This is a genomic window from Acetobacter papayae (assembly GCF_047721125.1).
GTDB lineage: Bacteria > Pseudomonadota > Alphaproteobacteria > Acetobacterales > Acetobacteraceae > Acetobacter > Acetobacter papayae.
Genome location: NZ_JBDNWF010000017.1, coordinates 15,295 through 41,538 on the forward strand (window position 1 = coordinate 15,295; position 26,244 = coordinate 41,538).

The window sequence follows — 26,244 nt, forward strand, 5'->3', positions numbered from 1 at the left end:
GGGTCGGGCGGGTCTGATAAGATCCGAAAGAAAAATTTATGTGACTCTATCAGTCTTTGCGTTGCGAGATCAAACCCTCTCGCGAATAAAAGCAACAAGTTTGCGTAAAAAACCGCTGGGTGGCGCATCGCGGAATTCAACATCGCCAAAAGGACGCTCAGCACTTGCGGCCCAGAACAGCAGACCGGCTGCCGTGGCAAACCCTGCGGCGGCTGCGGTGTTTTCGGGCAGGTTGATGATCTGCTTGGGGCGGCCCAGCCTGACAGAGCGCGTGAAGGCAGCACCCGACAGCCGCCCGACACTGACCGGGGCTCCCAGAATACGCTCGGCCAGCGGGCGAATACCATCAAGCAGGGAGCCGCCACCTGTGAGCACGATCCGCCCGCTGGCGGCCATGCCAAGGCCTGCGCCATCGAGTTTTTCGCGCACGAGTTCCAGCGTTTCTTCCATGCGCGGGCGGATGATGCGGCCAAGCTGCGCGCGCGATATCTGCTCGAAATGCGGCACATCATTGCCCAGTAGCTCTACCGTCAGCAACTCATCCTCCACATCGGTGGACAGATCAGCACTGCCGTAAACGGTTTTCAGGCGCTCCGCATTTTCTAAAGACGTGCTCAGCCCACGCGCGATATCGCGTGTGACATGCAGCCCCCCTACCGCAATCTGCGCCGTGTGCAGAATCTGGCTGTCACCAAATACGGCAAGGGATGTGGTACCCCCACCCATATCCACAACCGTGGTGCCCAGTTCACGCTCATCCGCATCCAGCACGGACAGGCCGGAGGCAAGGGGGGAGGAAACCAGTGCCTCCACCTTCAGCTCTGTTCTGGCCAGCACGGTTTCAAGGTTGAGCAGCGCCGTGGTGGCGGCGTCGATGATATGCAGGCGCGCCTTGAGTGTTTCGCACACATGCCCGCGCGGGTCGGACACGCCCTCGGTATCGTCCACGGTAAAATCTATCGGCAGGGTATGAATGACCTCGCGGCCCTGCACGGATGCCTGCAGGCGTCCTTCTGTTACCACGCGGCGTATGTCCGCTTCTGTCACCACACGTCCGCCAATAGGCCAGCGGACATTGAACAGGCGGCTGGCCGGGTGCCCGCAGGAGAGGTTGACCACAACCCGGTCTATGGGGCGTTCCGCCATGGTTTCGGCCTGTGCCACGGTAGCGCGAATGGCTGCTTCGGCCTCACGCAGTTCCGTAATGGCGCCGCCTTTCACCCCTTCGGATTTGCGCCAGCCATAACCACTTACCCGCAGGGCACCATTGGGTTCACCCCGACCGATCAGGCAGGTGATCTTGCTTGAGCCAATATCCAGCACCGCCGTATAGCCGCTGCGCCAAGCGTGGGCGCGCCGGCTTTTGTCAGCCGGTGGTGGCAGCGGCAGGGGCGCGCGCGTGTTGCTGGTGCCCGGAGCCTGACCGCTCTCAACCCGGCGTGGAGGCGTGCCGGTGGTGGGGAGGGCGCTATGCACCAGGTCAGTCATTAGGTTGGGTCTCCATGGCGGGGCTGGTGAGGGCTCAATGGGCGGAAGGCGAGGGCAATGCGCCCCTGGAGGAGCCGGTGTTCGAGGTGCTGGAAGTTTCCGCCGGGGCGGGAGCGGGAAGCTCACGGATGGTCAGTCGGTCGGGCAGGCGCATATCAATCAGCACGACAGGACGATCCAGTAGGCGGGTGGATGCCTGAAAAGCAGCCAGCCGGTGAATGGCCGGGGCTTCCTCGCTTTCAGGTAGGAGTACGGTTGCGCCATCGCGCAGGCTCAGGTTCCAGCGCCGGTCGCTAACCCGCACAGCGGCTGTAACGCGGCTGCGCACCTCGGGTTCCTGCAACAATGTGTCGATCAGCCCGGATGCCGCGATATTGGCACCGTCGCCCACCACCAGCGGCAGATGCGTGAACGCGGCGGCATCTTTGGTGCTGCCATCCTGCCCGGGTACGGGTTTGCCCTGTCGGTCTATGAGTTCGAAATGCCCCTGATGTTGCCACACCGCATAAGGCGGGCGCTCGACAAGGGTGACTTCGATCTCGCCTGAGAGGTGCCGCGCCACGCTGGCATGATCGACAAACGGTAGCGCATTCAGCCGCTCGCGCGCGCCCGAGACGCTGAAATTGAGGATGGGCGCGCCCACCCGTGTGTTCAGGGCCTGCAGGATAACGCTTTCATCTGTCAGGTTGGCCCCGGCGATATTGATGGCCGTAACCCGCAGGGTATTGGTGCCCATGAGCTGGTCGCGCAGGGGCGTAATGCGCTCCTGCACGGCCGGTATTCCCAAAGCATACCACCCGGCGCCAGCCAGTGCGCCGATAAAAACAAGCCCCATCAATGGTCGCAGCAGGCGCTTTTGCCGCCGTAAAAACAGCTTCAGGCGCGAGGGACGATCAGGCGGGGGGACAGTTCTCATCGACGGCAGGCGGCCTGTTCCACAAGCCAGCCGCAGAGTTCAGCATAGCTGATGCCGCAATAGGCGGCCTGTTCTGGCAGGAGCGATGTGGGGGTCATGCCGGGCTGGGTGTTGACCTCCAGCAGCACAAGGCGGGGGGTGCCGGGCTGTGTGTCATCCAGCCGGAAATCCGCGCGCGATGCGCCAGAGCAGCCCAAGGCGTGGTGGGCTTCCACTGCGATACGCATGGCCTGTTCGGCGGTTTGCGGGTCAATACGCGCAGGCAGTTCATGGCGTGAGCCACCCGCGGCGTATTTGGCGGTGTAGTCGTAAAAACCCTCACCATCACCACAGGGGGTAATGTCGGTAACGGTCAGTGCGCGATCACCCAGCACACCCACGGTAATTTCACGCCCGGGGATGAAGGCTTCTGCCAGAATCTGAGGGCCGTATGCCCATTCACGGGCAATGGCGGCGCGCGTGTTCGCTCCTGCGCGGATAATGGAAACCCCGACGGAGGAGCCTTCACTCACTGGTTTGACCACATAGGGTGGAGGCAGGGGGTCAGCCAGTGCGAGTGTTTGCGCATCCAGCACCATGCCTTCGGCCACGGGCAGGCCTGCGGCAATAAACACTGCCCGCGCTGCGGCCTTGTCCATGGCCGTAGCCGAGGCGCGCACGCCCGAATGCGTATAGGCCAGCCCCATCCAGTCCAGTATGCCCTGTATGCAGCCATCCTCGCCAAAACGGCCATGCAGGGCGTTGAACACGACATCGGGTTTCTGGGCGTTTAGGGCGGCTACCAGCGTTGCCAGATCGGTGCCTGCATCCAGTGTGGAGACCTGATAGACCCCAAGGCTGGCCAGCGCTTCGGCCACACCCTGCCCGGAGGCCAGACTAACCTCCCGCTCGGAGGACAGGCCGCCCATGAGAACGGTAATACGGCGGGGCGTTGTCATTGTTGCGGAGCCTTTGTCCTGCCGAGGCGCTTGATTTCCCACTGGAGCGATACACCGCAATGCTGAGCAACGCGGCTGCGTACCTCCTCGCCCAGACCCTCAAGGTCGGCGGCGGTGGCGAGGCCAAGGTTGAGCAGGAAGTTGCAGTGTTTTTCGCTCACCTGTGCTTCGCCCACGCGCAGGCCACGGCAGCCTGCGGCATCGACCAGTTCCCACGCTTTGCGCGAGGAAACGGCCGGATCGGGGTTGCGGAAGGTGGAGCCCCCGGTGCGGGCCCGAACGGGCTGCGTGCTTTCGCGCGAGGTGCGGATTTCGGCTATGCGCGCGCTAATATCCGCCGGGTTGGCGGGGGTGGCGCGCAGGCGTGCACGGGTTACGGTTGCCCCTTCCGGCAGGCCGGAGCGGCGGTAGCCAAACCGCAGGGCGGCATTGTCCAGCCGCAGTAGGGAGCCATCGCGGGTAATGATTTCGGCCCAGTGCAGCACACTGGCGATATCGCAGCCATAAGCGCCTGCGTTCATGCGCACGGCCCCGCCGATGGAGCCTGGAATGCCGCTGAGAAATTCCAGCCCGCCCAGCCCGGCAGAGGCGGCCTGTTCGGCCACGGTGGCATCCAGACAGGCACTGCCCACCACCAATGCATCCTCTTCCACCTCGATGGCAGCAAAGCCTCGGGCAAGGCGGATGACCAGCCCTTCTATCCCACCATCGCGGATAATGATGTTCGAGCAGGCGCCCAGCGTGGTAACGGGCAGTTCAGGCGGCAGGCGCTGCATGATGCTGGCCAGATCCTGCGCATCCGCCGGTTGGTAAAGCCACTCCGCATTGCCCCCCACGCGAAACCACGTGCGCGCACCTAGCGGGGCCTGCGGGGTCAGCCGCCCCTGTGCCTGAGCAAAGGTGTGGCGCACCATTTCATCCAGAGTGGGCATCATGCCGCACTACCGCCCTTGTGCTCGGCCTTGAGGGCTGCGAGCTGCGCGGGCAGGGCTTGTGCCCAGTTGGTGATGGTGCCTGCACCCAGACACACGACGTAGTCGCCGGGTTTGGCAATGGCGTTGATCATCTCGGCCAGATGCTCGGGGCTGGAAAGCGGCACCACGGAGCGGTGGCCGCGTTCGCGCAGGCCTTCTATCAGCCGATCACGGCTGACATCGGGCAGAGGCTCTTCGCCCGCTGCGTAAACATCGGCCACGATTACGGTATCGGCATCGTTCATGCAGGTGCAGAAATCCGCAAACAGCATTTGCAGGCGCGAATAGCGGTGCGGCTGCATGACCGCAATGACACGGCTGGCCCCCGCTTGCCGCGCGGCCTTGAGCACGGCGGCAATTTCAACCGGGTGGTGGCCGTAATCGTCAATCACGGTAATGCCGCCGGTTTCGCCCGTGCGGGTAAAGCGGCGCTTGACCCCACGGAAGCTGGCCAGCCCCGAGCGGATAACATCGTCGCTAATATCCATTTCCGTGGCCACGGCCACGGCGGCCAGCGCATTCTGCACGTTATGCGCGCCCAGCATGGGCAGGCGGAACGGCCCGGCCTTGCGGGTGCGGCGGGTGGCGCGGTCTGTCAGCGTGACTTCAAACGTCGCCCCCAGCTTGTCGGTAATCAGTTTTTCGGCCCGCACATCCGCCTGTGGTGAAAACCCATAGGTGACAACCCGGTGGTCTGACAGGCGGGGGATCATCTGCTGCACGGCAGGGTGGTCGATGCACAACACGGCAAAGCCGTAAAACGGCACGTTGGAAACAAACTGGTCGTAACCGGCTTCCATGGCCTCGGCACTGCCCCAGTGGTCAAGGTGCTCGGGGTCCATGTTGGTCACGACCGAAATAACCGAAGGCAGGCGCAGGAAAGAGCCATCGCTTTCATCGGCTTCCACCACCATCCAGTCACCTTTGCCCATGCGGGTATTGGTGCCGTAGGCCTCGATAATACCACCATTGATGACGGTGGGGTCGAGGCGGGCGGCCTCCAGCACGGCGGCGATGAGCGATGTGGTGGTGGTTTTGCCATGCGTGCCGCCAACCGCAATGGCCCAGCGCAGGCGCATGAGTTCGGCCAGCATTTCAGCCCGGCGCACAACCGGGATCAGCCGCGCGCGGGCGGCCATGACCTCGGGGTTGTCGCGCCCTACTGCGGTGGAAATGACCACAACCTGAGCGCTACCCAGATTTTCGGCGCTGTGCCCCACCGCCACGGGAATACCCGCTGCGCGCAGGCGTTTGACATTGGCGTTTTCAGCAATGTCGGAGCCCTGCACGGAATAGCCCAGCAGGCGCAGCACCTCGGCAATGCCGGACATGCCAATACCGCCGATACCGACAAAATGAATGGTGCCGATGCTCAGGGGCAGCGCTCTCATGGGCTGGGCTTCTTCTCGCTGGAGGGTGTTTGGGTGGAGGAGGGAAAAGTGTGCAGACATTCTTCTACTACATTGGCCAAAAGTCTGGCGGCATCAGGGCGGGCCAGTGTCGCGGATTGGGCAGCGGCGTCGCTCAGGCTGGCAAAGCCACTGCCAGCATCAAGCAACTCGCCCAGAAGAGCCGACAGGGCGCGGGGGGTGAAATCGGCCTGACGGAGCATCCAGCCTGCTTCGGCATCCGTCATGGCGCGGGCGTTTTCGGTCTGCTCGTCACTGGCAGCGATAGGGAGCGGCACCAGAATGGCGGGTCGACCGGCGGTGGTTATTTCCGCAACGGAAGAACCGCCCGCCCGCCCGATAACCAGATGGGCCGCGCGCAGGAGGTCTGGCACGTCATGAAGAAAGGATTCGACACGGGCAGTAACGCCCGCCTGCTCATAGGCAGCCCGCACGGTGGGAATATCATCTGCCCGTGCCTGCTGGGTCACAACCAGCCGCGCACGCAGGGCTTCGGGCAGGAGCGCTACGGCGGCGGGCACGACATCGGAAAAAACGCGCGCACCAAGCGATCCGCCCCATACCAGCAGGGCAATGCGGTCAGTAGGGGCTGTCCAGCCTTCACCCGCCAGTGCCGCAATGGCGGGGCGCACGGGCATGCCGGTCAGCACGGTTTTATACCCTAGTGGCAGGCGCGCAACCGAGGGAAAGGACGTGGCAATCACATCGGCAAAGCGGGCAAGGGCGGCATTGGCCTTGCCCAGCACGGCATTGCCTTCGTGAATGACAAGGGCAGGGTGGTGGCGGCCCATCATGCGTGCCCCCAGCAGCGGCGGCACGGAGGGATAACCGCCAAAGCCGACAACCACATCGGGGTTGATTTCACGCATGAGCGCACGCGCGCGCCATGCGCCCAGCAGCAGGGTCAGCCCCGCGCGTAGGGCGCGTAACGGGCCGCGCCCCGCAACCCCGGCTCCGGGCAGGATATACTGCCGCGCTGTTGCAAATACCCCGCTATCGCGCTTGCCCGCACGGGCATCGGTCATGAGCACAAGGGTATGGCCGCGCTCGGCCAGAATTTCGGCCAGCGCTTCGGCCGGGAAAAAATGACCGCCTGTGCCGCCAGCGGCAATGACAATGGTGCGCGGAGTGCAGGACTTCATGCTGATCGCCAGTGTCTGAGTGTGGACACAAACCCGCCATCGGTGCGTATGTCACCCGCCTGATGGCGGGTGAGTGCCAGCACCATTCCAATAGCCAGCGCTACGGACATGGCGGATGAGCCACCATAGGAAATGAATGGCAGTGTCATGCCCTTGGTGGGGATAAGATGCAAGGAGGAAGCCATGTTGACGAAGGCTTGAAGCCCGAACCCCGTTACCAGCCCCGCCGTGGCGACAATGACAAAGGGATCGTTCTCACGCATCAGGCGTAGCAGGGTACGGATGACAATCATGGCAAACACCATGATAATGAGCAGGCACACGACCAGACCATATTCCTCGCCTGCCACGGCAAATACAAAATCGGCATGGGCGTCGGGCAGCAGGTCTTTCACCCGGCCTTCACCTGGGCCGCGACCCAGCAGGCCGCCATTGCCAAAGGCACGCATGGCGGTGTCGATCTGGTAATGATCGCCTACATCGGGGTGCAGGAAGCGTTCCACGCGTGAGCGGACATGCGGGAAAACAAAAAAGGCTGCCACCCCGCCACCCATCATGAGGCCAACACCCGCACCTACCAGCGCGAGAGGCAGCCCGTTGACGAAAAGCTGGGCAAGGAACACGGCGGTAATAACGCTCAGCATGCCGATATCAGGCTGGGATTTCAGCAGCAGAGCAATCAGCAAGTAAAGCCCGCCCGCAATGGCTGCCCCCGGTAGGGGGCCTATACGGTGCGGGCGGGTGAGCAGCCAGCCGGTAATCACCGCAAAACAGGGTTTGAGAAACTCGGAGGGCTGGAGCGACATCAGCGGCAGGGCAATCCAGCGCCGTGCGCCCTTGATTTCTATACCATGGACAAGGGTGAGCATGGTTGCCCCGAGCATCAGCCCGCCACCAATGGCCGAAAGCAGCAGCACCGTTCTGCGTTGCAGGGTGGAGATGCTGAAGACAATCAGCCCCGCAATGCTCAGGAACACCACCTGCTTGAGAATGAACATGTTGCGTGATGCGCCGATACGCACCGCCACCGCCGGGCTGGCCGCCAGCATGAGAATATAGCCGAACCCGATGAGAATGAAGGCGCAGATCAGCGTGGTGCGATCCACGTTGCGCCACCACCGTGCGAAGGGTGAATCATCAAGGCGGGAGCTACCGGACATTATGGTGTGTCCTGTGGGGTGGTCAGGTCTGCGGCCTGCGCCAGCATGGCAAAGCGCTGGCCACGCTCCTCAAACCCCGAAAACTGGTCAAAGCTCGCGCAGGCGGGCGAGAGCAGGACAACGGGGGTCTGTGTCGCTTGTGCCATGGCGTAGGATTCTGGCACGGCCCGCTCCAGCGTGCCGCACAGTGTATATGCCACACCTTGTGCGCTGAGTGTCTGGGCCAGCACCTCGGCATCCTGCCCGATCAGGAAGGCATGGCGGATACGCCCGAACAGGGGGGCAAGGGGTTCAATCCCGCCAGCCTTGGCAACGCCCCCGGCAATCCAGATCAGATGGTCGTAGCAGCTGAGTGCGCGCGCGCTAGCGTCGGCATTGGTGGCCTTGCTGTCATCCACAAAGGCCACCCCTTCGCGGGTGGTGATGAGTTTCTGCCGGTGGGGCAGGCCGGTGAAGCTGAGCAGTGCGGCTGCCGAGCGGGTATCATCCACGCCCAGAAAATGGGCCACGGCCATAGCGGCGGCCGCGTTCTGGGCATTATGGCTGCCGGGCAGGGCCGGGCCGGGTGTCGCGCAGCGTATCCCGTCATGCCAGAGCGCGCCGTCATGGCCTGACCATGTGCACCCGGCCTGCGTGCCTGATACGGTTTCGCAGCGTGCGGGGCCGCTGCGCAGGGTCTGGGCCAGAATGCGGCTGGGCTCGTCATCCATGCCAATCAGTGCGAGGTCATGCTCTGTCTGATGGTCGAAAACATGCGCCTTGGCCCGGATATAACCGGCCATGTCGCCATGGCGGTCAAGGTGATCGGGGGTGAGGTTCAGCAGGCAGGCCACGTCAAAGTGCAGGCTGCCCAGCCGTTCCAGCATGTAGGAAGACATTTCCAGCACGTAAATGCCGTTATCGGGCAGAAGAGGCAGGGCCAGTGCCGCAGGGCCAAGGTTGCCGCCTGCTGCCACCGGCACGTTGGCTTCAGCCAGAATATGGGCCACCAGTGTTGTGGTGGTGGATTTGCCGTTGGTGCCGGTAATGCCGACAAAGCGCGCCTTGCTGCCTGCCTTGCGCACGGCGCGGTAGAGCAGCTCTGCATCTGACAGCACGGGAATACCTGCTGCAATGGCCATGGCAGCTACGGGGTGAGGCTGCGGCAGAATATGGGCAATACCCGGCGAGAGCACCAGCGCATCAAACCCCGCAAGCGTGTCAAACGGGGCGATGGTAATGGTGTTGGAAAGGCCTGCGCGTTCGGCCTGTTCGTCCAGTGCCTGCCGGGTAGTGGCGCCGTCATCCCACGCCTGTACATGCGCACCACACCCTGCCAGCGCCATAACTGCTGGCAGGCCGTTGCGGCCAAGCCCGAGCACGGCAAAACGCTGCCCGGCGAACAGGGTGGGAGGGAAACCGTTCATCGCAGTTTCAGCGTCGCCAGACCGCACAGGCCCAGAATAATGGAAATGATCCAGAACCGGATAACGATGGTGGGTTCCGTCCATCCCTTCTTTTCAAAGTGATGATGGATTGGCGCCATCAGGAACACCCGCCGTCCGGTGCGTTTGTACCAGCCCACCTGAATGATGACGGATAGTGTTTCCGCAACGAACAGCCCTCCGACAATGCACAGCACCAGCTCATGCTTGATGGCGACAGCGAGCGAGCCGAGTGCGCCACCGAGCGACAGGGAGCCCGTATCCCCCATGAACACGGCGGCGGGCGGTGCGTTAAACCACAGAAAACCAAGACCAGCCCCAACAAGGGCGGCGCAGAACACGGTCAGTTCCCCCGTGCCCGGCACTGCATGTACCTGAAGATAGTCCGCAAAAACGTGGTTGCCTACCAGATAGGACAGAATGGCAAAAACAAGTGCCGCCGTTACCACGGGGCCAATGGCCAGCCCGTCCAGCCCGTCGGTAAAATTCACAGCATTGCCAAAGCCGGTAATGACCACCATGGCAAAGACCGGGTAAAGTGGGCCGAGCGGCAGCAGAAAATCTTTGGCGAAAGGAAAGGCAAGCTGGCCAGCCAGTTCCGGCGGCATAAGATATTGCAGCCACAGCCCACACAGGAGCGAGAGAGTGAACTCGCCACCCAGCCGTGCTTTTTTGGACAGGCCATCGGTATTGCGGCGGGCCAGCTTGCGGTAATCATCCGCAAAGCCAATGGCCCCAAAACCCAGCGTGGTCAGCCATACCGCCCACACGAACCCGTTTTCCAGATTGCCCCAGAGCAGCATGGAAATGCTCAGCGCGGTCAGGATCAGCACGCCGCCCATGGTGGGGGTGCCTGCTTTTTCCACCAGATGCCGCTCCGGCCCAAGTGCGCGGATAGGCTGCCCGCCGCGCTGGATACGGCGCAGCATGGCAATGAAGGGGCGGCCCAGCATCAGGCTGACGCCCAGAGCGGTCAGGCAGGCGCAACCGGCGCGAAAGGAGATATAGCGCAGCAGGTTGAGCAGGGTGATATGCCCGTCATGGATCGCATGCGAAACCAGCATGTAAAGCATCAGGCGGCCCCTTCGGTCGTAGGGGCGTGCGCGGGCATGGCTTCCAGTTCGGTCATGATATCGCGCATACGGCTGCCCAGACTGCCCTTGACCAGAACAGCATCCCCCGCGCGCAGGGCGGCGCGCGCCAGCGGGGCAAGAGTGGCGGCGGTTTGTGCCCAGGCACCCTGCCGGGCTGAGGGCAGGGCCTCGAAAAGAGTTTTCATATGCGGTCCGCAACAAAAGACAAGATCAGCGGACATGGCGGCCGGTTCCGCCAGCGCGCCATGTTCGGAGGTGGAAAAATCGCCCAGTTCACGCATGTCACCCAGTATGGCAATGCGGCGTCGGGCGGGGATGTGCCGTAGCACGTCCAGTGCGGCTCGCACAGAAGCGCTGGACGCATTGTAGCTTTCATCCAGCAGGGTAATGGTGCCGCCGCATAGGGTGCTGAGCGCGCCGCGCCCGCGCCCGGGGCGGAAGGCGGCAAGGGCTGCTGCGGCGGGTGCCAAGGCTGCCCCAAGAGCCGCGCAGGCTGCCAGCGCACTGGCGGCGTTGCGCACAAGATGCGTGCCGGGTGCAGCCAGATGCACCTCTACGGTATCGGCTGCCTGCCCGTGGGCAAGCTGGAGCGTAAAGTCAGAACCATCTGGCCCGGTTTGCAGGCTGGTAATCCGGGCAGCACTGTCGGCTTTCAGCCCGCTGCGCCATAGCGTGGCATGGCTTTGCCCGGCGGCCTGCTCGATCAGGGCCATACCATGGGCATCGTCCGGCACGATGGCAATGGCACCGTTAGGCAACGCGAGTAGAAGCGAGGCCTTTTCCTGCGCAATGGCGTCCAGACTACCCATATGCCCCAGATGCGCCGAGCCAATGGTGGTGATGACGGCGCAGTTTGGGCGTACCAGCGCTGCCAGAGGCAGGATTTCTCCCGGATGGTTCATGCCAATTTCGCTGATGCAGAAAGCAGCGTCACGCGGTAGGCGGGCGAGGGTAAGCGGCACACCCCAGTGATTGTTGTAGGAGGCTTCGGCCGCATGGGTAGCGCCGCAGGCACTCAGGCACAGGCGGAGCATGTCCTTTGTGGTCGTTTTGCCTACGCTGCCGGTAACTGCCACCACACGGCCGGTAAAGCGTGCGCGTGCGGCCTGTGCCAGCGCGCGCAGGCCGTTCATGGTGTCAGGCACCAGCAAAATACGCGGGTCCGGCACGTCTGGGGCATCATGCGCCAGAACAGCCGCGGCCCCCTTGTCCAGTGCGGTGCGGATATGGGCGTGGCCATCGCTGTTATCGCCCATCAGGGCAATGAACAGATCGCCCGGTTGCAGGCTGCGCGTGTCGATGGACACACCGCTGATGCTGTGTACGGGAGGTTCATGCGCTGGTCCCGCCTGCATGAAGCGGCCTCCAGTCGCCTGTTCCAGTTCCTCTCGTGTCCACAGACTCGTCATACCTGACCCGTTTCCTTTTTATCCGTTGGTGCGTCCGCCTGCCCTGTCAGGGCGCGGATGACGCTGGCATCATCAAAGGGCAGAACCGTGTTGCCCACGATCTGCCCCTGTTCATGGCCCTTGCCGGCCACCACCAGCACATCGCCCGGCCCGAGCAGGCTCAGGGCTTCGGCTATGGCGCTGCGGCGGTCTGCGATTTCAAGCGCTTCTGGTGCGCCCGCGCGCACAGCCGCGCGGATGGAGGCCGCGTTTTCCGTGCGGGGGTTATCATCGGTAATAATGGCAATATCGGCCCCGATCGCCGCTTCCTGCCCCATTAACGGGCGTTTGCCGCGATCCCTGTCCCCGCCCGCGCCAAAAACGACAACCAGCTTGCCCAGCGCATGCGGGCGCAGCGAGGCCAGCAGCCGTGCCAGCGCATCGGGGGTATGGGCGTAATCCACATAGGCGCTGGCCCCATTGGGCAGCACGGCAGCACGCTCCATGCGCCCGCGCACCCCCTGTAGCCGGGGCAGCAGCGCCAGCAGGGTGGGCAGGGCGGCATCGTCCTCGGCGGCGAGGGCGGTGGCCAGCAGAGCGTTATCCGCCTGAAAACGTCCGGGCAGACCCAGTGTCAGCGTGTGGATATGCCCCGCACAGGACAGGCGCAGTTCCTGACCATGCGGTAGGGCGCGGTGTTCAAGCAGGCGCAGGGTATCACCCCGTTCGCCCACAAGCCGCAGGCGCAGGGTGCGGGTGCGGGCAATATCTTTGATAGCGTCCAGCGTGGGGCTATCCATGTCCGCATTGGCGACAGCCAGCCCGCCGGGGGGAAGAATGGAGTTCAGAAGGTGCAGCTTGGCCTGCCGGTAGGCCTCCAGCGTGCCGTGATAATCCAGATGATCACGTGTGAGGTTTGAAAACCCTGCCGCACTCAGGTGTAGGCCATCCAGCCGCCCCTGTTCCAGCCCGTGGGATGAGGCCTCAAGGGCGACATGGTGCACACCAGCTTGTTCCAGCGTGGCCAGCGTATGGGCGAGCGTGACCGGGTCAGGCGTTGTCAGAGGCGGAAGGGTCAAATCCGTGGGGTTTGCGCCTGTCAGCCCCAGCGTGCCAATGGCCGAGGCACTGAAACCCTGCAAGGCCCAGAGCTGGCGCATGAAATCCGCCGTACTGGTTTTACCGTTGGTGCCGGTTATGGCGGCCAGATGCGCAGGCTGCGGCCCCGCAAGGGCTGTGGCCATAAGAGCCAGTGCGTGGCGGGGGTTTTCGCATTCCACGACCGGGCAGGGTGGTGTGCCCTGTGGCCACATGGTGCCGGAGGGGGCAAGAACAGCACAGGCTCCGGCCTGCACGGCGGCGGGTATGAAAGTGCGGCCATCGGCATGGGTGCCGGGCAGGGCGGCGAACAGCGTGCCGGGGCGCACGGCGCGGCTATCGGCTGTTACCGTGCTGACAGCGATGGCCTCAGGTGCTGCGCCGCAAAGGGCTGTGGATGGCAGATGGGCAGCTTCCATCAGACGGGAAAGGGGCTGGCTCATTCGTCCATTTTTTCCAGAGAGGCCTTGCGCCGCTCGGCCACAAGGTGCTTACGGGCCGCAGCCGTGTTCTGATCTTGCGCTGTGGGCAACTCACGCGATTTATGTGCCGTATTTTCCAACAGGCGCGGGTCCCCGGGGTCGTTCCCCGGCCCCAGAGGGCGCACGCCGCGTGGTACGGCAGGCTGCATGGAAATGGCCAACTGAGCATCTATCTGGGCGGCATGCTCGGTATCAGGAAAAATCTGGAGCATGGGGCCAATGCGCGAGACAATATGCGAAACCGTGGGGGCGGCATTCCAGCCGGCTGTTGTCCAGCCATGGGTCTGGGGTGTGGCCTGCGGGCTGTCGAGCATGACATAGACCGCGTAATGCGGCGCGTTCATAGGGAAAATACCTGTAAACGCTGAAATATTCACATGTTTGAGGTAGCCGCCATGCGGGCCGATTTTTTCAGCCGTGCCGGTTTTTCCGCCCACGAAATACCCCGGAGATTCTGCTGTGCGGCCCGTGCCCTGCGTAACATCAAGCCGCAGAATGCGCCGCAGCAGGGCTGAAACCTCGGGCGACATCACACGTGGCCCCTGTGGTTCGGCCGGTGTGTCGCTATCGGTTGTAGCGGCTTGCGCCACGGAGGGCTGTAGCGGGGTGGCTACTGTCGCCAGTCCATCCTGCGGGGGGACTGTCTGCTCGCTATTACGGCTTTCGGCGTCCAGCAGGGTGGGGGAGACGAGAATGCCGCCGTTAACCGTTGCCGCCGTGCCGCGCACGATCGCCAGCGGAGGTTCGGCCACGCCATGACCGAACCCTACTGTCATGGTGGTGGCGAGGCCCCACTGGTGCGGTACAAGCGGGTGGGCGGCTTCAGGCAGTTCTACCGGCACGGGTGCGAAAAACCCCATATCGCGCAGCCATTCGGCCTGACGTTTGCCCCCTACATCCAGTGCGATATGAGCTGCCGCCGGGTTGGAGGAGTAAGCCATGACCTCGGGCAGCGTCAGCCACGGCGAAAAATGGTCATTCTTCATATCGCGGATGGTGAACCGGCCGATTTTGAGCGGAATGGAAGAAAAACGGTCCCAGACATGGATAGTGCCGGTGGCCAACCCCATGGCGGCGGTCTGGAGCTTGAAAGTGGAGCCGGGCTCATACAGCCCCGTGACAGCACGGTTAAAGCGCTCGTCGTTGGTGGCGTGGGCAAAGGCGTTGGCATCGTAGTCGGGCAGGCTGACCATGGCGATAATTTCACCCGTGCGGACATCCATGACAATGCCGCACGCGCCGATGGCCTGATATGTCTGCATGGCTGTTGCCACTTCTTCACGCACGGCGGACTGGATGCGGATATCCAGAGACAGGCGCAAGGGGCGACGGTCTGAGAGCAGGCGGGAGTCAAAATGCCGCTCCACGCCAGCAATGCCGTGATCATCAATATCCACGGCACCCAGAATCTGGGCGGCCATGCGGCCTAGCGGGTAGTGCCGCTGTTCGCCCGGCTCAAAGTAAATACCCGGAATGCCGAGGTTGTTGATGGCCAGTTCCTGCTGGGGCGAAATATTGCGCGCGATATAGACAAACTGCTTGGGCGAGGCGAGCTTGCGGGCCGTTTCTTCCTCGTTCATCGCAGGCAGAATGCGATGGAGCCTGCTGGCGATATCGGCGGGGTCGATCAGTTCCTGCGGGTTGGCGTAAACTTGGGCCACGGGCAGCGAGAGCGCCAGTGTCTGCCCGTTGCGGTCCATAATAGGGGCACGGTGCACCTGTGGCAGGGAGAAATCTCCCGCAAGCGCGCCACGGGGGTCAACCTTGGGGATTTCGGGTACCTGTGGTGCAATCTGGCGTTTTTCCGGTGCCATGGGCCGGATGATGGTTGCAAGCGTGAGCTTGCCCGCCACTACGGTAAACAGAAAGCAGAAAATGCTGGCCGCCCCCAGAAGCCGGGCGTGCATCTGTTCCCTGCGGGCCTGCGCGCGCAGGGTGTCTCCTGGTGTGCCTACCGGTCTCGCGCTGTTGGGCTCATGGGGCGGCGGCTTCATGGCAGGCGGAAAATACTTTCGGTTCGAGGAACATCAGCAGGTCAGGTCAGTTCGTGACAGGGACGGGCGGAGGCAGGCTGTCGCCCCCACGCCCCAGCAGAGACCCCCCCATATATCCCGAACTGGCCCGGGCTTCCATATAGCCGCCACCTGATGTCGCAGCCCGGTGCAGATGCGGATGCCATGAGGCAACAGTAGCGGGCAGCGGATGGCGGATGGGTGAGGGTTCATCCGTTGTGGTGCTGCGGGCCGCAACCACGCGGGTCGGGGCTGCGGGGGTAGCATGGATGCGGGGTTTTACATCCATATCAGCCTGTTCCGCCGCTTCCGCCCGTGCAGTGGCGCGGGGTGTTTCAACCGGCTGTATATGGTGCGTGCCAGCGGCCTGAATGGCAGCCAGCAGGGACGATCCGTTACCTGCGTCAGCCACGCGCACACGGGCGGTGGGTGCGGGTGCTACAGGGGTAGCACTGACATGCTGCACGGGGGCTGGAGCCGGGTGGCTGACCGGTGCGGCACTGGCTACGGTCATGACCGGGCGTTCAGGCACGGGCCGTGCTGCCGGGATAACGGCCGGTGCGGCGCTGCTGGCTACGCTCACACGCTCCACATGTTCGGGCTGAACATGCTGGACTGCGCTGCTGGGCTGTACAGCGGGCAGCGCACGTGGCTGGCTGGCTGGTGTATCCGCCATGGCAACAGGAGTGGGCGCTGCTTCGTTTTCCTTGAGCGGTGCGGGCAGGCGGTTGCTCAGATCCGCCATACGGACAAACTGCGTTGGCTCCATGATGCGCAGATACGCGGCATGGTGCGCGGCAAGCGCTGTCAGCCGTTCAGGCTGGTTTTCCAGCGTCCATTCCGTGCGGAGCATGGCTGTCTGGGCGCGCACATGCTCGGTTTCATGAACGATCCCGGCAATCTTCTGGTCCAGCAGGGTTGTCTGATGCTTCTTGGCGTACAGGAAGAACCCCGAAGAGATCGCAAGAACGGCACAGCAGCAGGTAAAGGGGCGGGGTAGCATGGGATCAGCTCTCTACGACCGAAGATGGCGCGGTGTCTGGCCGCCTGATAAGCGCACGCAGCCGGGCGCTGCGTGCGCGGGGGTTGATGCGGCATTCCGTATCGCCGGGGCGAACGGCCTTGCCTGTCAGGGTTTTGAATGCGGATTCGGTGCCGTGGCTCATGGCGGCGCGCGGGTCATGACGGGAGAAAGACACATCGCGCCCGGTCGCACGCTGGAAGGCCCGCTTGACCAGTCGGTCTTCCAGTGAATGGAAGGACACCACAACCAGACGGCCGCCGGGGGCCAGAAGCTCCAGAGCCTGTGTCAGCCCGCGTTCGATCTCGCCCAGCTCGTCGTTAACCGCGATGCGCAGGCCTTGGAATGTGCGGGTTGCACCATCCAGCCCCGAGCGGTCATGCGGCACGGTGGCGCGCACAAGCTCCGCCAGTTGCAGCGTGGTGGTGAACGGCTCCTGCGCACGGGCGGTGACAATAGCCCGGGCCACACGGCGGGCGTGCCGTTCCTCACCATAGAAATGGATGATATCGGCCAGTTCCTGCTCGGTGGCCGTATTGACCAGATCGGCGGCGCTCCGTCCGGATTTTTCCATGCGCATGTCAAGCGGGCCGTTATGCCGGAACGAGAACCCGCGTTCGGCCTCATCAATCTGGAATGAGGAAACTCCCAGATCCATGACAATGCCGTTGAAAGCCGGAGCCTGTGCGGCCTGTGCCAGAGCGGCCATACCGCCAAAACCACCATGCAGCATGTGCAGGCGTTCACCCTGTCCGTGGTTTTCCAGTGCCGTGCGCAGGGCGTTGCCACGGGCGATGGCGTCGGGGTCGCGGTCGATGGCCCACAGGGAGCAGGCGGCAGCACCCAGAATGGCGCGGGTATAACCACCGCCACCAAAAGTGCAGTCCAGCATGGCCTCGCCATCAGCGGGGACCAGATACTCCAGCACTTCCGCCAGCATGACGGGTATATGCCCGGACTGTGGCAGCAGGGTTGCGGCCAGCGTGGGAGAGGTAGCGTTCATGCCGCGCCTTCTCCCCGCCCAGCGGTGCCATTGCCAGCAGCCGGAATGCTGACGCGGCGTGATTTCTGTCGGGCATCGGCACGGCGCTGACGGGCGGCCTCGGGCTCCCAGATCTGGAAAATACGGCCTAGCCCCATGAAAGATACCATGGGGCTGTTCTCCAGCCCCGCATGCTCACGCAGGAAATCGGGCAGGATAATCCGTCCTTCACGGTCAGGGTCCATGGGGTAGGCATCGGCGTACAGGGCGGCGGCGAGGTCGTCATGTTCATCGGAGAACATGTCCAGCCGGTCGAGCGGTTCTGTCAGCCGGGAAAAAGCCGTGGCGGGCCATGCCTCGATGCAGGGCAGGGTGTGTGACGGGCGGAGAATCATCAATGCATTGCCCTCCGTCAGTTGGTTTCTGAGAACGGTGCGGAACCCGGCAGGAATCGAGACGCGTCCCTTGGCGTCAAACCGATTCTCATGCGTGCCGAGAAAGACGCCCACAGCGATCAGAAATCCTTCCTCACCAATAACTTCCGGGCCTGTGTCGTGGGACATGCAGGGCGGATGAGCCACACCTTATGGCCCTGTGTGGGATAGCATGGGACAGCGTGGGAAGTAAATCAAAAAGGAAGAAAAAACACCGGAAAACAGCCGTTTATTAAGTATTGTTAGTCTGATTTTCCGGACTGTCAGGTAATGTGTTCAAAAAGAGGCCGCGCGTATTCCGTGCATGCACGTTCATGCTCTGTTCAGTTTTGTGGGGAGGGCTGGCGCGCGGTATCGGGCGCTGTCGGAAAAAATGAAAATGCCAGACGGTCTGTAAGCCGGGTTCTGTCTAGCCCCGAAGGGCCTGGACGGTCATTCCTCTGGGACCCGCCTTGCGGCGTGCCTCACGCAACCAACCCGAGCGACGGGGCGGGAGAACCCCTGAAATCCATACGGATTTCGGCCGCTCCTATTCGGTCTTGCTCCCGGTGGGGTTTGCCCTGCCTCCTCTGTTACCATCGGAGCGGTGCGCTCTTACCGCACCGTTTCACCCTTACCTTCAGTCTGTCCCATGGTTTCCCATGGCAGACCCGGAAGGCGGTCTGTTTTCTGTGGCACTTTCCCTAAGGTCACCCTCGCCGGTCGTTAACCGGCACCGTTCTCCCGTGGAGCCCGGACTTTCCTCCATCGCGTATTTGCATACGCCACAGCGACCGTCCGACCGTCTGGCCCGCGCACCCTGCGGCGGCAAGCAGCGCAGGTCAAGGGGGCAGGCTCGGGATACTGGTTTTTGCCTGAAAAAACGTTAGGCTCTGCATATGTCCGAGTTGCAGCAAACCTCCGAACCCGTGTCCGGTGTGTCTTCGGCCACTCCGGTATTGGTGCCTCCGCCCGTGCGGCCCAATCTGGCCTCGCGCCTTCTGCTCCACTGGCTGGCATGGCGAAAACACCGCCGTGCGCAGGCCGCGAAAAATCACCGCCCCGCAGCCAGCGCAAGCACGGTGGCGCGGGACAGTGCCGCGCATCAGGATGTGCAGGCGCATTTTCTTCAGGCTCTGCGCCGGGGCATGGATACGCCCTCTTTTCCCACGGCCTTGTCCTCACTTCCGTTGCGCCGGGTGGTGGCGCTGAGCGTGCCGGGGGCGGAGGGGGATTTGCCTGCGCGCCTTTTTATCCCGCGTGGCCGCGTGCGGGGGGCTGTGCTGTACCTGCATGGCGGCGGGTTTGTGCATTGTGGCCTCAACTCGCATCACGGCATGTGCTGCCGTCTCGCACGCGCATCGGGGGCGGCCGTTCTGCTGGTGGATTACCGGCTGGCTCCCGAGCACCGTTTTCCTGCGGCGGTAGAGGATTCTCTGGCAGCCCTGCGCTGGCTGGCGGCTCTTTCCGCCCGATACTGGGGTGGTGGGGTGGCCGTGGCAGGGGATAGTGCAGGGGGGAATCTGGCGGCTGTCGTGGCGCAGGAGGCCCGTAACGGGGCTGCACCACAGCCGGTCATGCAGCTTCTGTATTACCCGACCTTGTATGGTCGGCGGCTGTTTCCCTCACATCAGACCTATGGCAGCGGATATTTTCTCTCTCGCAGGTCCATGGAATGGTATGCGGATCAGTATATCAGCGCTGAGCCAGACTGGGATGATACGCGCTTCGCCCCCGGAGAGCACCCAGACCTGTCCGGTCTGCCTCCCGCTGTCATTATCACGGCTGAATGTGATCCGCTGCGTGATGAAGGGGCAGCCTATGCACAGGCGCTCATTCAGGCCGGGGGGCGGGTGTTCTACCGTTGTTACCCCGGCGCGCTGCATGCGTTCTTAAATTTTTACGCCTTCATGCCTTACGGCAAGGCGGCTTTGCGCTTGGGAGGCAAAGCCCTGCGGCGCGCATTCAGGCCGCAGGAAAGGCGATAAACTAGGGAATGGGGTGGAACTGCCCCGGAGAGTTTTGGTCAGACATGACGGTGCGCTCCATCCGGTTGACCTGCAGAGTGAACAGCTTTGGCAGTTCACCCTTAGGGCCGGGGCAGGACCCCGAATGTTTTTCCATCACATCCATCCGCGAGGCGGTGGGGGCGTCATTCCCGTTGACGATGAACAGCAGGCACTCCGGCCGGTCATGCGTCATGCCGTTATGGGTAACCACAAGCCGCAGGTGACGGATCAGCGCTGTGTCGTCAAACCAGCTTTCGGGGCGGAAAGTATAGCGGTCTACGACCCGGTCCATCAGGCCGCTTTTGCTCAGCCCGATCATGAGCAGGGCGAGCGGCAGCACAAAGGCAATCCGGCGCAGGGCATGCTGGCGCAGCGTGCGTTTGGCTGTAGGTCCGTTCGATCTGTTTGGTAGCAGTTTACCGAGGAGTTTTCGCCAGTCTGGACCAGAGGGAGGCGTGGTATTTGCGGGGGGAGGAGTGGTCATGTCAGCATATCCTCGTGCCATAGGGCGCCATCACGCGCCAGCAGCGCGCGGGTGGAGGGAGGCCCCCAGCCGCCTGCTGCGTAGGGTTCAAGGGGGGTGAGGCCCTGCCGCCAGGTTTCAAGGATTGGTTCTACCCATTTCCATGAAGCCTCGACCTCATCGCGGCGGATAAACAGTGCGGGGTCACCCCGCACGGCATCTAGCAGAAGGCGCTCGTAAGAATCCTGATACGAGATGGAAAACTCATGCTCGTAAGACATGGCAAGCGTTGCGTTGCGAACGCGCAGGCCCCCGGCACCGGGGTCGCGTACGCCTAGAACCAGTGCAAGTTCTCCGTGCGGGTCGATACGGATAACCAGCCTGCCGGAAGACGGCATATTGGTGAAAATCGGCCAGGGCTGCGGGCGGAACTGAATAACAATTTCCGTCGTTTTTGTGGCCAGCCGCTTGCCGGTACGCAGATAAAAAGGCGTGTTGCCCCAGCGTGCTGTGCGGATTTTCGTACGGATAGCCACAAAACTTTCCGTATTGCTAGCCCGCCCCGTATCGAGGTCCTGCACGTAACCGGGCACATCCTGCCCTTTTAGCCGTCCTGCGGTGTATTGCCCGCGAATGACGTTCTGGCGCACCATATCCGGCGTCATAGGACGCAGGGCGTTCAGAACCTTGAGTTTTTCATTGCGCAGATCATCCGCCCGGAGCGAGGCCGGGGCGTCCATCGCCACCATGCAGAGCACCTGAAGCAGGTGGTTCTGCACCATGTCGCGCAGGGCACCTGCCTCGTCGTAATAGCCGCCACGCCCGCCAATGCCCACGGTTTCGGCTGCCGTGATCTGCACATGTTCAATGGCCTCGGCCGACCAGAGCTTTTCCAGCACCGGGTTGGCAAAGCGCAGGGCCAGAATGTTCTGCACGCCCTCTTTGCCAAGGTAATGATCGATCCGGTAAATCGATTCTTCAGGGAAGAAGCGCCCTACGCCGCTATTGACCTCGAGCGCGGTGGCAAGGCTGGTGCCAATGGGTTTTTCCAGCACCACGCGGGCATGTGGGCTGATCAGGTTCTGGGCTGCCAGTGCAGTGCAGATCTGGGCATAGAGCGAGGGGGCTGTGGCCAGATAGAAGACGCGTATCCGCTCAGGGTCGGGCAGGGCATCATGCAGCCTTTGCCAGTCTGCCTCGGGGGCCGTTACGTCTAGCTGAACATAATGCAGTAGGCCGGTAAAGCTGTGGAGCAGATCCTGATCCGCCGTCATGTCAGGGGCGAATTTGTGAAGCTGGTCGAGAATATACGCCCTAAATGTCTCGGTGGTGTAATCCGAGCGGGCAACGCAGATCAGGCGCACATCCTGCTCGAACTCCCCGGCATGAAACCTGCGCAGGAAGGCAGGCAGCAGCTTGCGGCGTGTCAGGTCACCGGTTGCGCCGAAAATGACGTAATCGAAGGGTTCCGTGCGGTTGACGAGCGCCATAAGCAGAGTTCCGGCAGGGCAGGCGGGGTGGGCCGCCGCAGAGGGGGACGGATGCTGTTCGGGAAGGAACGCGCAAAGTACTGCTGTGCTTATGGGAGAGGCATTGCCCGTTTGCAAGAGCGGCCTTGTGTGGGATCATTGACCCCATGCCCGTGCCGCGATAAGCCCGCGCCTTCGTGGCGCGTCTGTGGCGCGGAAAGACATGATGCAAACGAGAGGGCTGCTTGATGGACGGCGAACATTTTTCCGGTGATGAAGATCCGGCGGCAGGGGGCATTGCAGCGGATCGGCTGCGGAGCATTATCGAACGGGTCGAGCGCCTGGAAGAAGAGCGCAAGGCGCTCGCGGGCGATATCAAGGATATTTTTACAGAAGCCAAATCCGCAGGGTTTGATGTAAAGGTCATTCGTCAGATCATCCGCATTCGCAGGCAGGAGCCAGCGGAAGTGGAAGAACAGGAAACGCTTCTGGATATCTATCGTCGCGCGCTGGGTATGTAAGCACGCGTAAGCACGGATCGGCTTGCCATGACATCACTCTCCTTTCCCGAGTGGATGCCCCTTTGGGGCCAGTTGCTGATGCTGGCGGGGGGTATCCTGTTCGGACTGGCGTTCATGATGATGCCTTTTGCCGTATTCGGGGTGAAAGGCAGGCTGGCCGAACTGTCGCTACAGGTGGGGGAGCTTCAGGCGCAGTTGCGTGCGCAGAGCCTGCGTGAGCCGGTTGTGCAGGCAACTCCAGCCCCCCCGAGAGACGATACCGACCGGGTGGCCTCACCCGCCGGTGTCATCGTTGAGGAAGTGCCTGCGGCGTTTGTTTACGAAGGGCGGCAGGACAATACGCCGCCCGCGCAAACGGGTGCGCACAGCAACAGCATGAGAGACGTGCCGCCAAAGGATGTGCCCCTCAGGGAGCCTCCTGTTCTGGTGGCATTGCAGACGCCTCGGGTGTCGGATGCGTATCAACCGCGGCAGAGTGCGCCGCCAGCGCCCACGCCCGTGGCACCGCCCCGGCAGGAAGGCTGGCGTGGACAGCGTATGCCGTGGCACGAGGCAGAGCGCGCTCAGGCCGATTCAGCGCCTGAAACCGCGGCCCAGATCATGCGTCGTCAGCACGCGCCAGATGCCAACCAACCTGCATGGCGGCCTGATTTTTCTCAGGAAACGGCTAGATATTCCGATATGCGGAGTAAAGGGGCAGACAACGTGGGCATGACCCCGCTGTATCCCCTGCGTGAAGATGATCGACCGGAGCGCTCTGAACCGGTGTTGAACTGGCCTGTCAGAGAACGACGAGATCATCACGATGGATGAGCACGTCCCGGCCTGAACGGCCCAGAATATCCGCTACTTCCGTAGACTGATGGCCCGCTATGCGGCGGGCATCGTCTGCGTCATATGCCGCCAGCCCGTGGGCCAGAACCCGGCCTGCGGTGTTGAGCACATCAACCAGATCCCCTTGCGAGAATGCGCCGCGCACCTCCACTACACCTGCGGGCAGTAGTGAACTGCCATGTTGCAGGGCATTTTCCGCGCCGGGGTCTACCACAATTTCGCCTACCGGGTTCAGGCTACCAGCAATCCACTGCTTGCGCGCGGTATGGGCATTGGCCTGAGGCAGGAACCACGAGCAGCGGGCACCATCCATGAGCGCGCGCAGGGGGTTGAGTGTCTTGCCCAGAGCGATTGCCATAGCGCAGCCTGAGCGTGTGGCAATGCCCGCAGCAAGCAGTTTGGTGCGCATGCCGCCTGAGGAATAACCCGGTGGCGGTTCGCCCCCCATGGCTTCAATTTCAGGAGTCAGGTTTTCAATGACCGGCAGATGGTGGGCATTGGGGTCCGTGCGGGGGTCGGCAGTATATAGGCCGTCTATGTCCGAAAGCAGAACAAGCTGATCCGCTTCGGTCATTTGCGCCACGCGGGCGGCCAGCCTGTCGTTATCGCCAAAGCGGATTTCTGCTGTGGCGATGGTATCGTTTTCATTGATGACGGGAATACAGCCCAGATCAAGCAGGGTAGTCAGCGTTGCGCGGGCGTTCAGGTAGCGGCGGCGGTCTTCGGTATCATCCGGGGTGAGGAGCAACTGGGCGGCGGTAAGCCCCTGTGCAGAAAGGGCGTTGCTCCAAGCCTGTGCCAGCCTGATCTGTCCTACCGCTGCGGCAGCCTGTTTTTCAGACAGCCGCAAAGCGCCGTTTGTCAGGCCCAGACTATGCCGCGCCAGAGCGATGGCGCCAGATGAAACCACGCTGACAGCCGTACCCTGTCGGCGCAGCATGGCGATATCTTCCGCCACACTGGCGAGCCAAGCCTGGCGGGGGGCCGCCTGTTCAGGGTCAACAACCAGTGCGCTGCCGATCTTGATAACCAGCCGCTTGGCTTGGGCGAGAGAGGGGCAGGTGGCGTCACTCATTGGAGGTTCCCGGGCTTGATCGGTATTGTGGTGTAGTCCATGCCCGGTAGGGAAGGGGCATGGACTAGAGGCAGAAGTCAGTCGTCAGGAGTCTGCCGGGCTTCCTCGCGCGCACGGGTGACGACATCGAACATCATGCGCAGAAGTTCAGGCACACCCTGATGGGTCGCGGCTGAAATCAGCACCACAGGTGCACCGCTGGCTTTTTGCAGGGCTGCGCGCCGGGCGGAGGCTTCGCGTGGGGTCATGGCGTCGTTTTTGTTCAGCGCGATGATTTCGGGTTTTTCATCCAGCCCGCCACCATAGGCTGCGAGTTCATGCCGGATCGTGCGCCAGGCGGACACAACATCGCCAGCGGCCCCATCAATCAGGTGCAGCAGCACTGCGCAGCGTTCCACATGGCCCAGAAAACGGTCACCCAGCCCGGTGCCTTCATGCGCACCTTCAATCAGGCCCGGAATGTCGGCCAGAACGAATTCTTCCGTCATGGACAAACGCACAACCCCGAGTTGAGGATGCAGTGTGGTAAACGGATAATCCGCAATTTTGGGGCGTGCGGCCGAAACAACAGACAGGAAAGTAGACTTGCCGGCATTGGGCAGCCCCACCAGTCCAGCATCGGCAATCAGCTTCATGCGCAGCCATACCCAGCGCTCTTCGCCGGGCCAGCCCTTGTCCGAACGGCGGGGCGCACGGTTGGTGCTGGTTTTATAATGCGCGTTGCCGTGTCCGCCATCGCCGCCACGGCATAGGGTTATGCGCATGCCCGGTTTGTCCAGATCCGCCAGCATGGTTACGCGGTCATCATCCATGATCTGGGTGCCGATTGGCACTTTAATGACAACCGCACTGGCGGCAGCGCCCGTCCGGTCTGAACCGGCGCCGTTTCCACCCTTGCGGGCACGGAAATGCTGAGTGTAGCGGAAGTCGATCAGCGTGTTGAGGTTGGGTACGGCTTCAAAAATGATGTCGCCACCCCGTCCGCCATTACCGCCATCCGGTCCGCCGAATTCAATATATTTCTCACGGCGGAAAGCAGTGACGCCATCCCCGCCGTCGCCCGAGCGGATATAGATTTTCGCTTGATCAAGGAATTTCATGTCTAATCTCCAGCCCGGACGCGAAAAAGGGCCGACCCTTCCGGTTCGGCCCTGTTTCTGTTCCAGCCTGACCGGGTAATGGTCAGACCAGAATCGTGCTCTATTTATTCAGCGGCCAGCGGCAGCGCGTCAACAGAGACGTGTACCCGGCCTTCTGCACGGCGCTCAAAGCGCACGTTGCCATCAACCAGAGCAAACAGGGTGTGGTCGCGGCCAACGCCAACATTGCTGCCAGCCTTTACCTTCGTGCCACGCTGACGGATAATGATGTTACCCGCAATAACCTGCTCGCCACCAAACTTCTTGACGCCAAGGCGGCGCCCGGCGCTATCGCGCCCGTTGCGGGATGAACCGCCGGCTTTCTTTTGTGCCATGACCTAAACTCCTCCGTGGGTCGTAACCAGCCTGTCCCTTGCGGGATCAGGCGGCGTTGATTTCCTGAATGCGCAGAACAGTTACCGGCTGACGGTGACCGTTTTTACGACGGCTGTTCTGCCGACGGCGCTTCTTGAAGATAATGACCTTCTTGAGGCGGTCCTGAGCGATGACGGTGGCCGTAACCTTTGCGCCAGCGACGGTCGGTGCGCCGATCTGGGTGCCGTTCTCGCCGCCAACGGCCAGAACGTCTTCAAAAGTAATGGTGGCGCCAGCTTCGACTTCCAGCTTTTCAACTTTCAGTACCATGTTGGGCTCAACCCGGTACTGCTTGCCGCCGGTGCGGATGACTGCGAACATGAACTCTACTCTCTTTCCGATCTCTTGATTCGCGCGGTGCAAAGGCACAGGCGCGATATCCTTCTCGCTTTTTCGTCTTTGGCCGTCCGGCTTGGCG

Annotated in this window: 24 protein-coding genes and 1 other RNA gene; 3 read left to right on the forward strand and 22 right to left on the reverse strand. The window is 62.5% G+C overall.

The window, feature by feature from the left end; genetic code table 11:
- Positions 1-69: 69 nt before the first annotated feature.
- The 16 genes from ftsA to rnpB form a co-directional block, all read right to left on the reverse strand.
- The gene (gene ftsA, locus ABF757_RS06990; protein ID WP_415481515.1) at positions 70-1,488 is read right to left on the reverse strand and encodes a cell division protein FtsA; all 1,419 of its coding nucleotides are present in this window, start codon (positions 1,486-1,488) and stop codon (positions 70-72) included.
- Positions 1,489-1,522: 34 nt separating this feature from the next.
- A complete protein-coding gene (locus tag ABF757_RS06995; protein ID WP_415481516.1) occupies positions 1,523-2,404 on the reverse strand; it encodes a cell division protein FtsQ/DivIB in 882 nt (293 codons plus the stop codon).
- Entirely contained in the window at positions 2,401-3,342 is a 942-nt protein-coding gene (locus tag ABF757_RS07000; RefSeq protein WP_415481517.1) for a D-alanine--D-alanine ligase, read from the reverse strand. The genes ABF757_RS06995 and ABF757_RS07000 overlap by 4 nt, the downstream gene beginning before the upstream one ends.
- Positions 3,339-4,277: a UDP-N-acetylmuramate dehydrogenase gene (gene murB / locus ABF757_RS07005; protein WP_415481518.1), complete on the reverse strand. Its 939-nt coding sequence runs from the start codon at positions 4,275-4,277 to the stop codon at positions 3,339-3,341. The genes ABF757_RS07000 and murB overlap by 4 nt, the downstream gene beginning before the upstream one ends.
- Positions 4,274-5,707, reverse strand: coding sequence for a UDP-N-acetylmuramate--L-alanine ligase (murC, locus tag ABF757_RS07010; RefSeq protein ID WP_415481519.1), 1,434 nt, complete (start codon positions 5,705-5,707; stop codon positions 4,274-4,276). Before murC ends, murB begins: the two co-directional genes overlap by 4 nt.
- Positions 5,704-6,867, reverse strand: a complete 1,164-nt coding sequence (gene murG, locus ABF757_RS07015; RefSeq protein ID WP_415481521.1) for an undecaprenyldiphospho-muramoylpentapeptide beta-N-acetylglucosaminyltransferase — start codon at positions 6,865-6,867, stop codon at positions 5,704-5,706. Before murG ends, murC begins: the two co-directional genes overlap by 4 nt.
- A complete protein-coding gene (locus tag ABF757_RS07020) occupies positions 6,864-8,027 on the reverse strand; it encodes an FtsW/RodA/SpoVE family cell cycle protein (RefSeq protein ID WP_415481523.1) in 1,164 nt (387 codons plus the stop codon). Before ABF757_RS07020 ends, murG begins: the two co-directional genes overlap by 4 nt.
- Complete coding sequence (murD, locus tag ABF757_RS07025; RefSeq protein WP_415481525.1) at positions 8,027-9,433, reverse strand: UDP-N-acetylmuramoyl-L-alanine--D-glutamate ligase; 1,407 nt, start codon at positions 9,431-9,433, stop codon at positions 8,027-8,029. Before murD ends, ABF757_RS07020 begins: the two co-directional genes overlap by 1 nt.
- Positions 9,430-10,524 (reverse strand): phospho-N-acetylmuramoyl-pentapeptide-transferase, encoded by a 1,095-nt coding sequence (gene mraY, locus ABF757_RS07030; RefSeq protein WP_415481526.1) that lies wholly within the window; start codon positions 10,522-10,524, stop codon positions 9,430-9,432. The genes murD and mraY overlap by 4 nt, the downstream gene beginning before the upstream one ends.
- A complete protein-coding gene (locus tag ABF757_RS07035) occupies positions 10,524-11,954 on the reverse strand; it encodes a UDP-N-acetylmuramoyl-tripeptide--D-alanyl-D-alanine ligase (RefSeq protein WP_415481527.1) in 1,431 nt (476 codons plus the stop codon). The genes mraY and ABF757_RS07035 overlap by 1 nt, the downstream gene beginning before the upstream one ends.
- Entirely contained in the window at positions 11,951-13,474 is a 1,524-nt protein-coding gene (locus tag ABF757_RS07040) for a UDP-N-acetylmuramoyl-L-alanyl-D-glutamate--2,6-diaminopimelate ligase (protein WP_415481528.1), read from the reverse strand. Before ABF757_RS07040 ends, ABF757_RS07035 begins: the two co-directional genes overlap by 4 nt.
- Positions 13,471-15,507, reverse strand: coding sequence for a peptidoglycan D,D-transpeptidase FtsI family protein (locus ABF757_RS07045; protein WP_415481529.1), 2,037 nt, complete (start codon positions 15,505-15,507; stop codon positions 13,471-13,473). The genes ABF757_RS07040 and ABF757_RS07045 overlap by 4 nt, the downstream gene beginning before the upstream one ends.
- A gap of 46 nt (positions 15,508-15,553) precedes the next feature.
- Complete coding sequence (gene ftsL, locus ABF757_RS07050; protein WP_415481530.1) at positions 15,554-16,528, reverse strand: cell division protein FtsL; 975 nt, start codon at positions 16,526-16,528, stop codon at positions 15,554-15,556.
- A gap of 4 nt (positions 16,529-16,532) precedes the next feature.
- Positions 16,533-17,549 carry a 16S rRNA (cytosine(1402)-N(4))-methyltransferase RsmH gene (gene rsmH, locus ABF757_RS07055; protein ID WP_415481531.1) on the reverse strand — a complete coding sequence of 339 codons (1,017 nt, stop codon included), beginning with the start codon at positions 17,547-17,549 and terminating at the stop codon, positions 16,533-16,535.
- On the reverse strand, positions 17,546-18,037 hold the full coding sequence (gene mraZ, locus ABF757_RS07060) for a division/cell wall cluster transcriptional repressor MraZ (protein WP_025859887.1): 492 nt from the start codon (positions 18,035-18,037) through the stop codon (positions 17,546-17,548). Before mraZ ends, rsmH begins: the two co-directional genes overlap by 4 nt.
- 303 nt (positions 18,038-18,340) lie before the next feature.
- Positions 18,341-18,751, reverse strand: an RNA gene (rnpB, locus tag ABF757_RS07065) — RNase P RNA component class A.
- Positions 18,752-19,089: 338 nt separating this feature from the next.
- Between rnpB and ABF757_RS07070 the strand changes: the two genes are divergently transcribed.
- The gene (locus ABF757_RS07070) at positions 19,090-19,929 is read left to right on the forward strand and encodes an alpha/beta hydrolase (protein WP_415481542.1); all 840 of its coding nucleotides are present in this window, start codon (positions 19,090-19,092) and stop codon (positions 19,927-19,929) included.
- A gap of 1 nt (position 19,930) precedes the next feature.
- Here ABF757_RS07070 and ABF757_RS07075 read toward each other — a convergent pair whose 3' ends face one another.
- Together ABF757_RS07075 and zwf are read right to left on the reverse strand one after the other, a co-directional pair.
- Positions 19,931-20,434 carry a hypothetical protein gene (locus ABF757_RS07075; RefSeq protein WP_415481532.1) on the reverse strand — a complete coding sequence of 168 codons (504 nt, stop codon included), beginning with the start codon at positions 20,432-20,434 and terminating at the stop codon, positions 19,931-19,933.
- Positions 20,431-21,903, reverse strand: a complete 1,473-nt coding sequence (zwf, locus tag ABF757_RS07080) for a glucose-6-phosphate dehydrogenase (protein ID WP_415481533.1) — start codon at positions 21,901-21,903, stop codon at positions 20,431-20,433. Before zwf ends, ABF757_RS07075 begins: the two co-directional genes overlap by 4 nt.
- 227 nt (positions 21,904-22,130) lie before the next feature.
- Between zwf and ABF757_RS07085 the strand changes: the two genes are divergently transcribed.
- Both ABF757_RS07085 and ABF757_RS07090 read left to right on the forward strand, forming a co-directional pair.
- Positions 22,131-22,403, forward strand: a complete 273-nt coding sequence (locus ABF757_RS07085; protein WP_025859889.1) for a DUF2312 domain-containing protein — start codon at positions 22,131-22,133, stop codon at positions 22,401-22,403.
- A 27-nt stretch (positions 22,404-22,430) separates the two neighbouring features.
- Positions 22,431-23,216: a hypothetical protein gene (locus ABF757_RS07090; RefSeq protein WP_415481534.1), complete on the forward strand. Its 786-nt coding sequence runs from the start codon at positions 22,431-22,433 to the stop codon at positions 23,214-23,216.
- On the opposite strand, the gene proB is transcribed toward ABF757_RS07090, so the two are convergent.
- The 4 genes from proB to rplU all read right to left on the reverse strand — a co-directional run bounded on the left by proB (position 23,185) and on the right by rplU (position 26,147).
- On the reverse strand, positions 23,185-24,312 hold the full coding sequence (gene proB, locus ABF757_RS07095; protein WP_415481535.1) for a glutamate 5-kinase: 1,128 nt from the start codon (positions 24,310-24,312) through the stop codon (positions 23,185-23,187). The two genes, ABF757_RS07090 and proB, sit on opposite strands and share 32 nt — an antisense overlap.
- Positions 24,313-24,389: 77 nt before the next feature.
- On the reverse strand, positions 24,390-25,412 hold the full coding sequence (gene obgE / locus ABF757_RS07100; protein WP_415481536.1) for a GTPase ObgE: 1,023 nt from the start codon (positions 25,410-25,412) through the stop codon (positions 24,390-24,392).
- Between the two features lie 104 nt (positions 25,413-25,516).
- Positions 25,517-25,786: a 50S ribosomal protein L27 gene (rpmA, locus tag ABF757_RS07105; RefSeq protein ID WP_025859891.1), complete on the reverse strand. Its 270-nt coding sequence runs from the start codon at positions 25,784-25,786 to the stop codon at positions 25,517-25,519.
- A 46-nt stretch (positions 25,787-25,832) separates the two neighbouring features.
- On the reverse strand, positions 25,833-26,147 hold the full coding sequence (gene rplU / locus ABF757_RS07110) for a 50S ribosomal protein L21 (protein WP_025859892.1): 315 nt from the start codon (positions 26,145-26,147) through the stop codon (positions 25,833-25,835).
- Between the last annotated feature and the right edge of the window lie 97 nt (positions 26,148-26,244).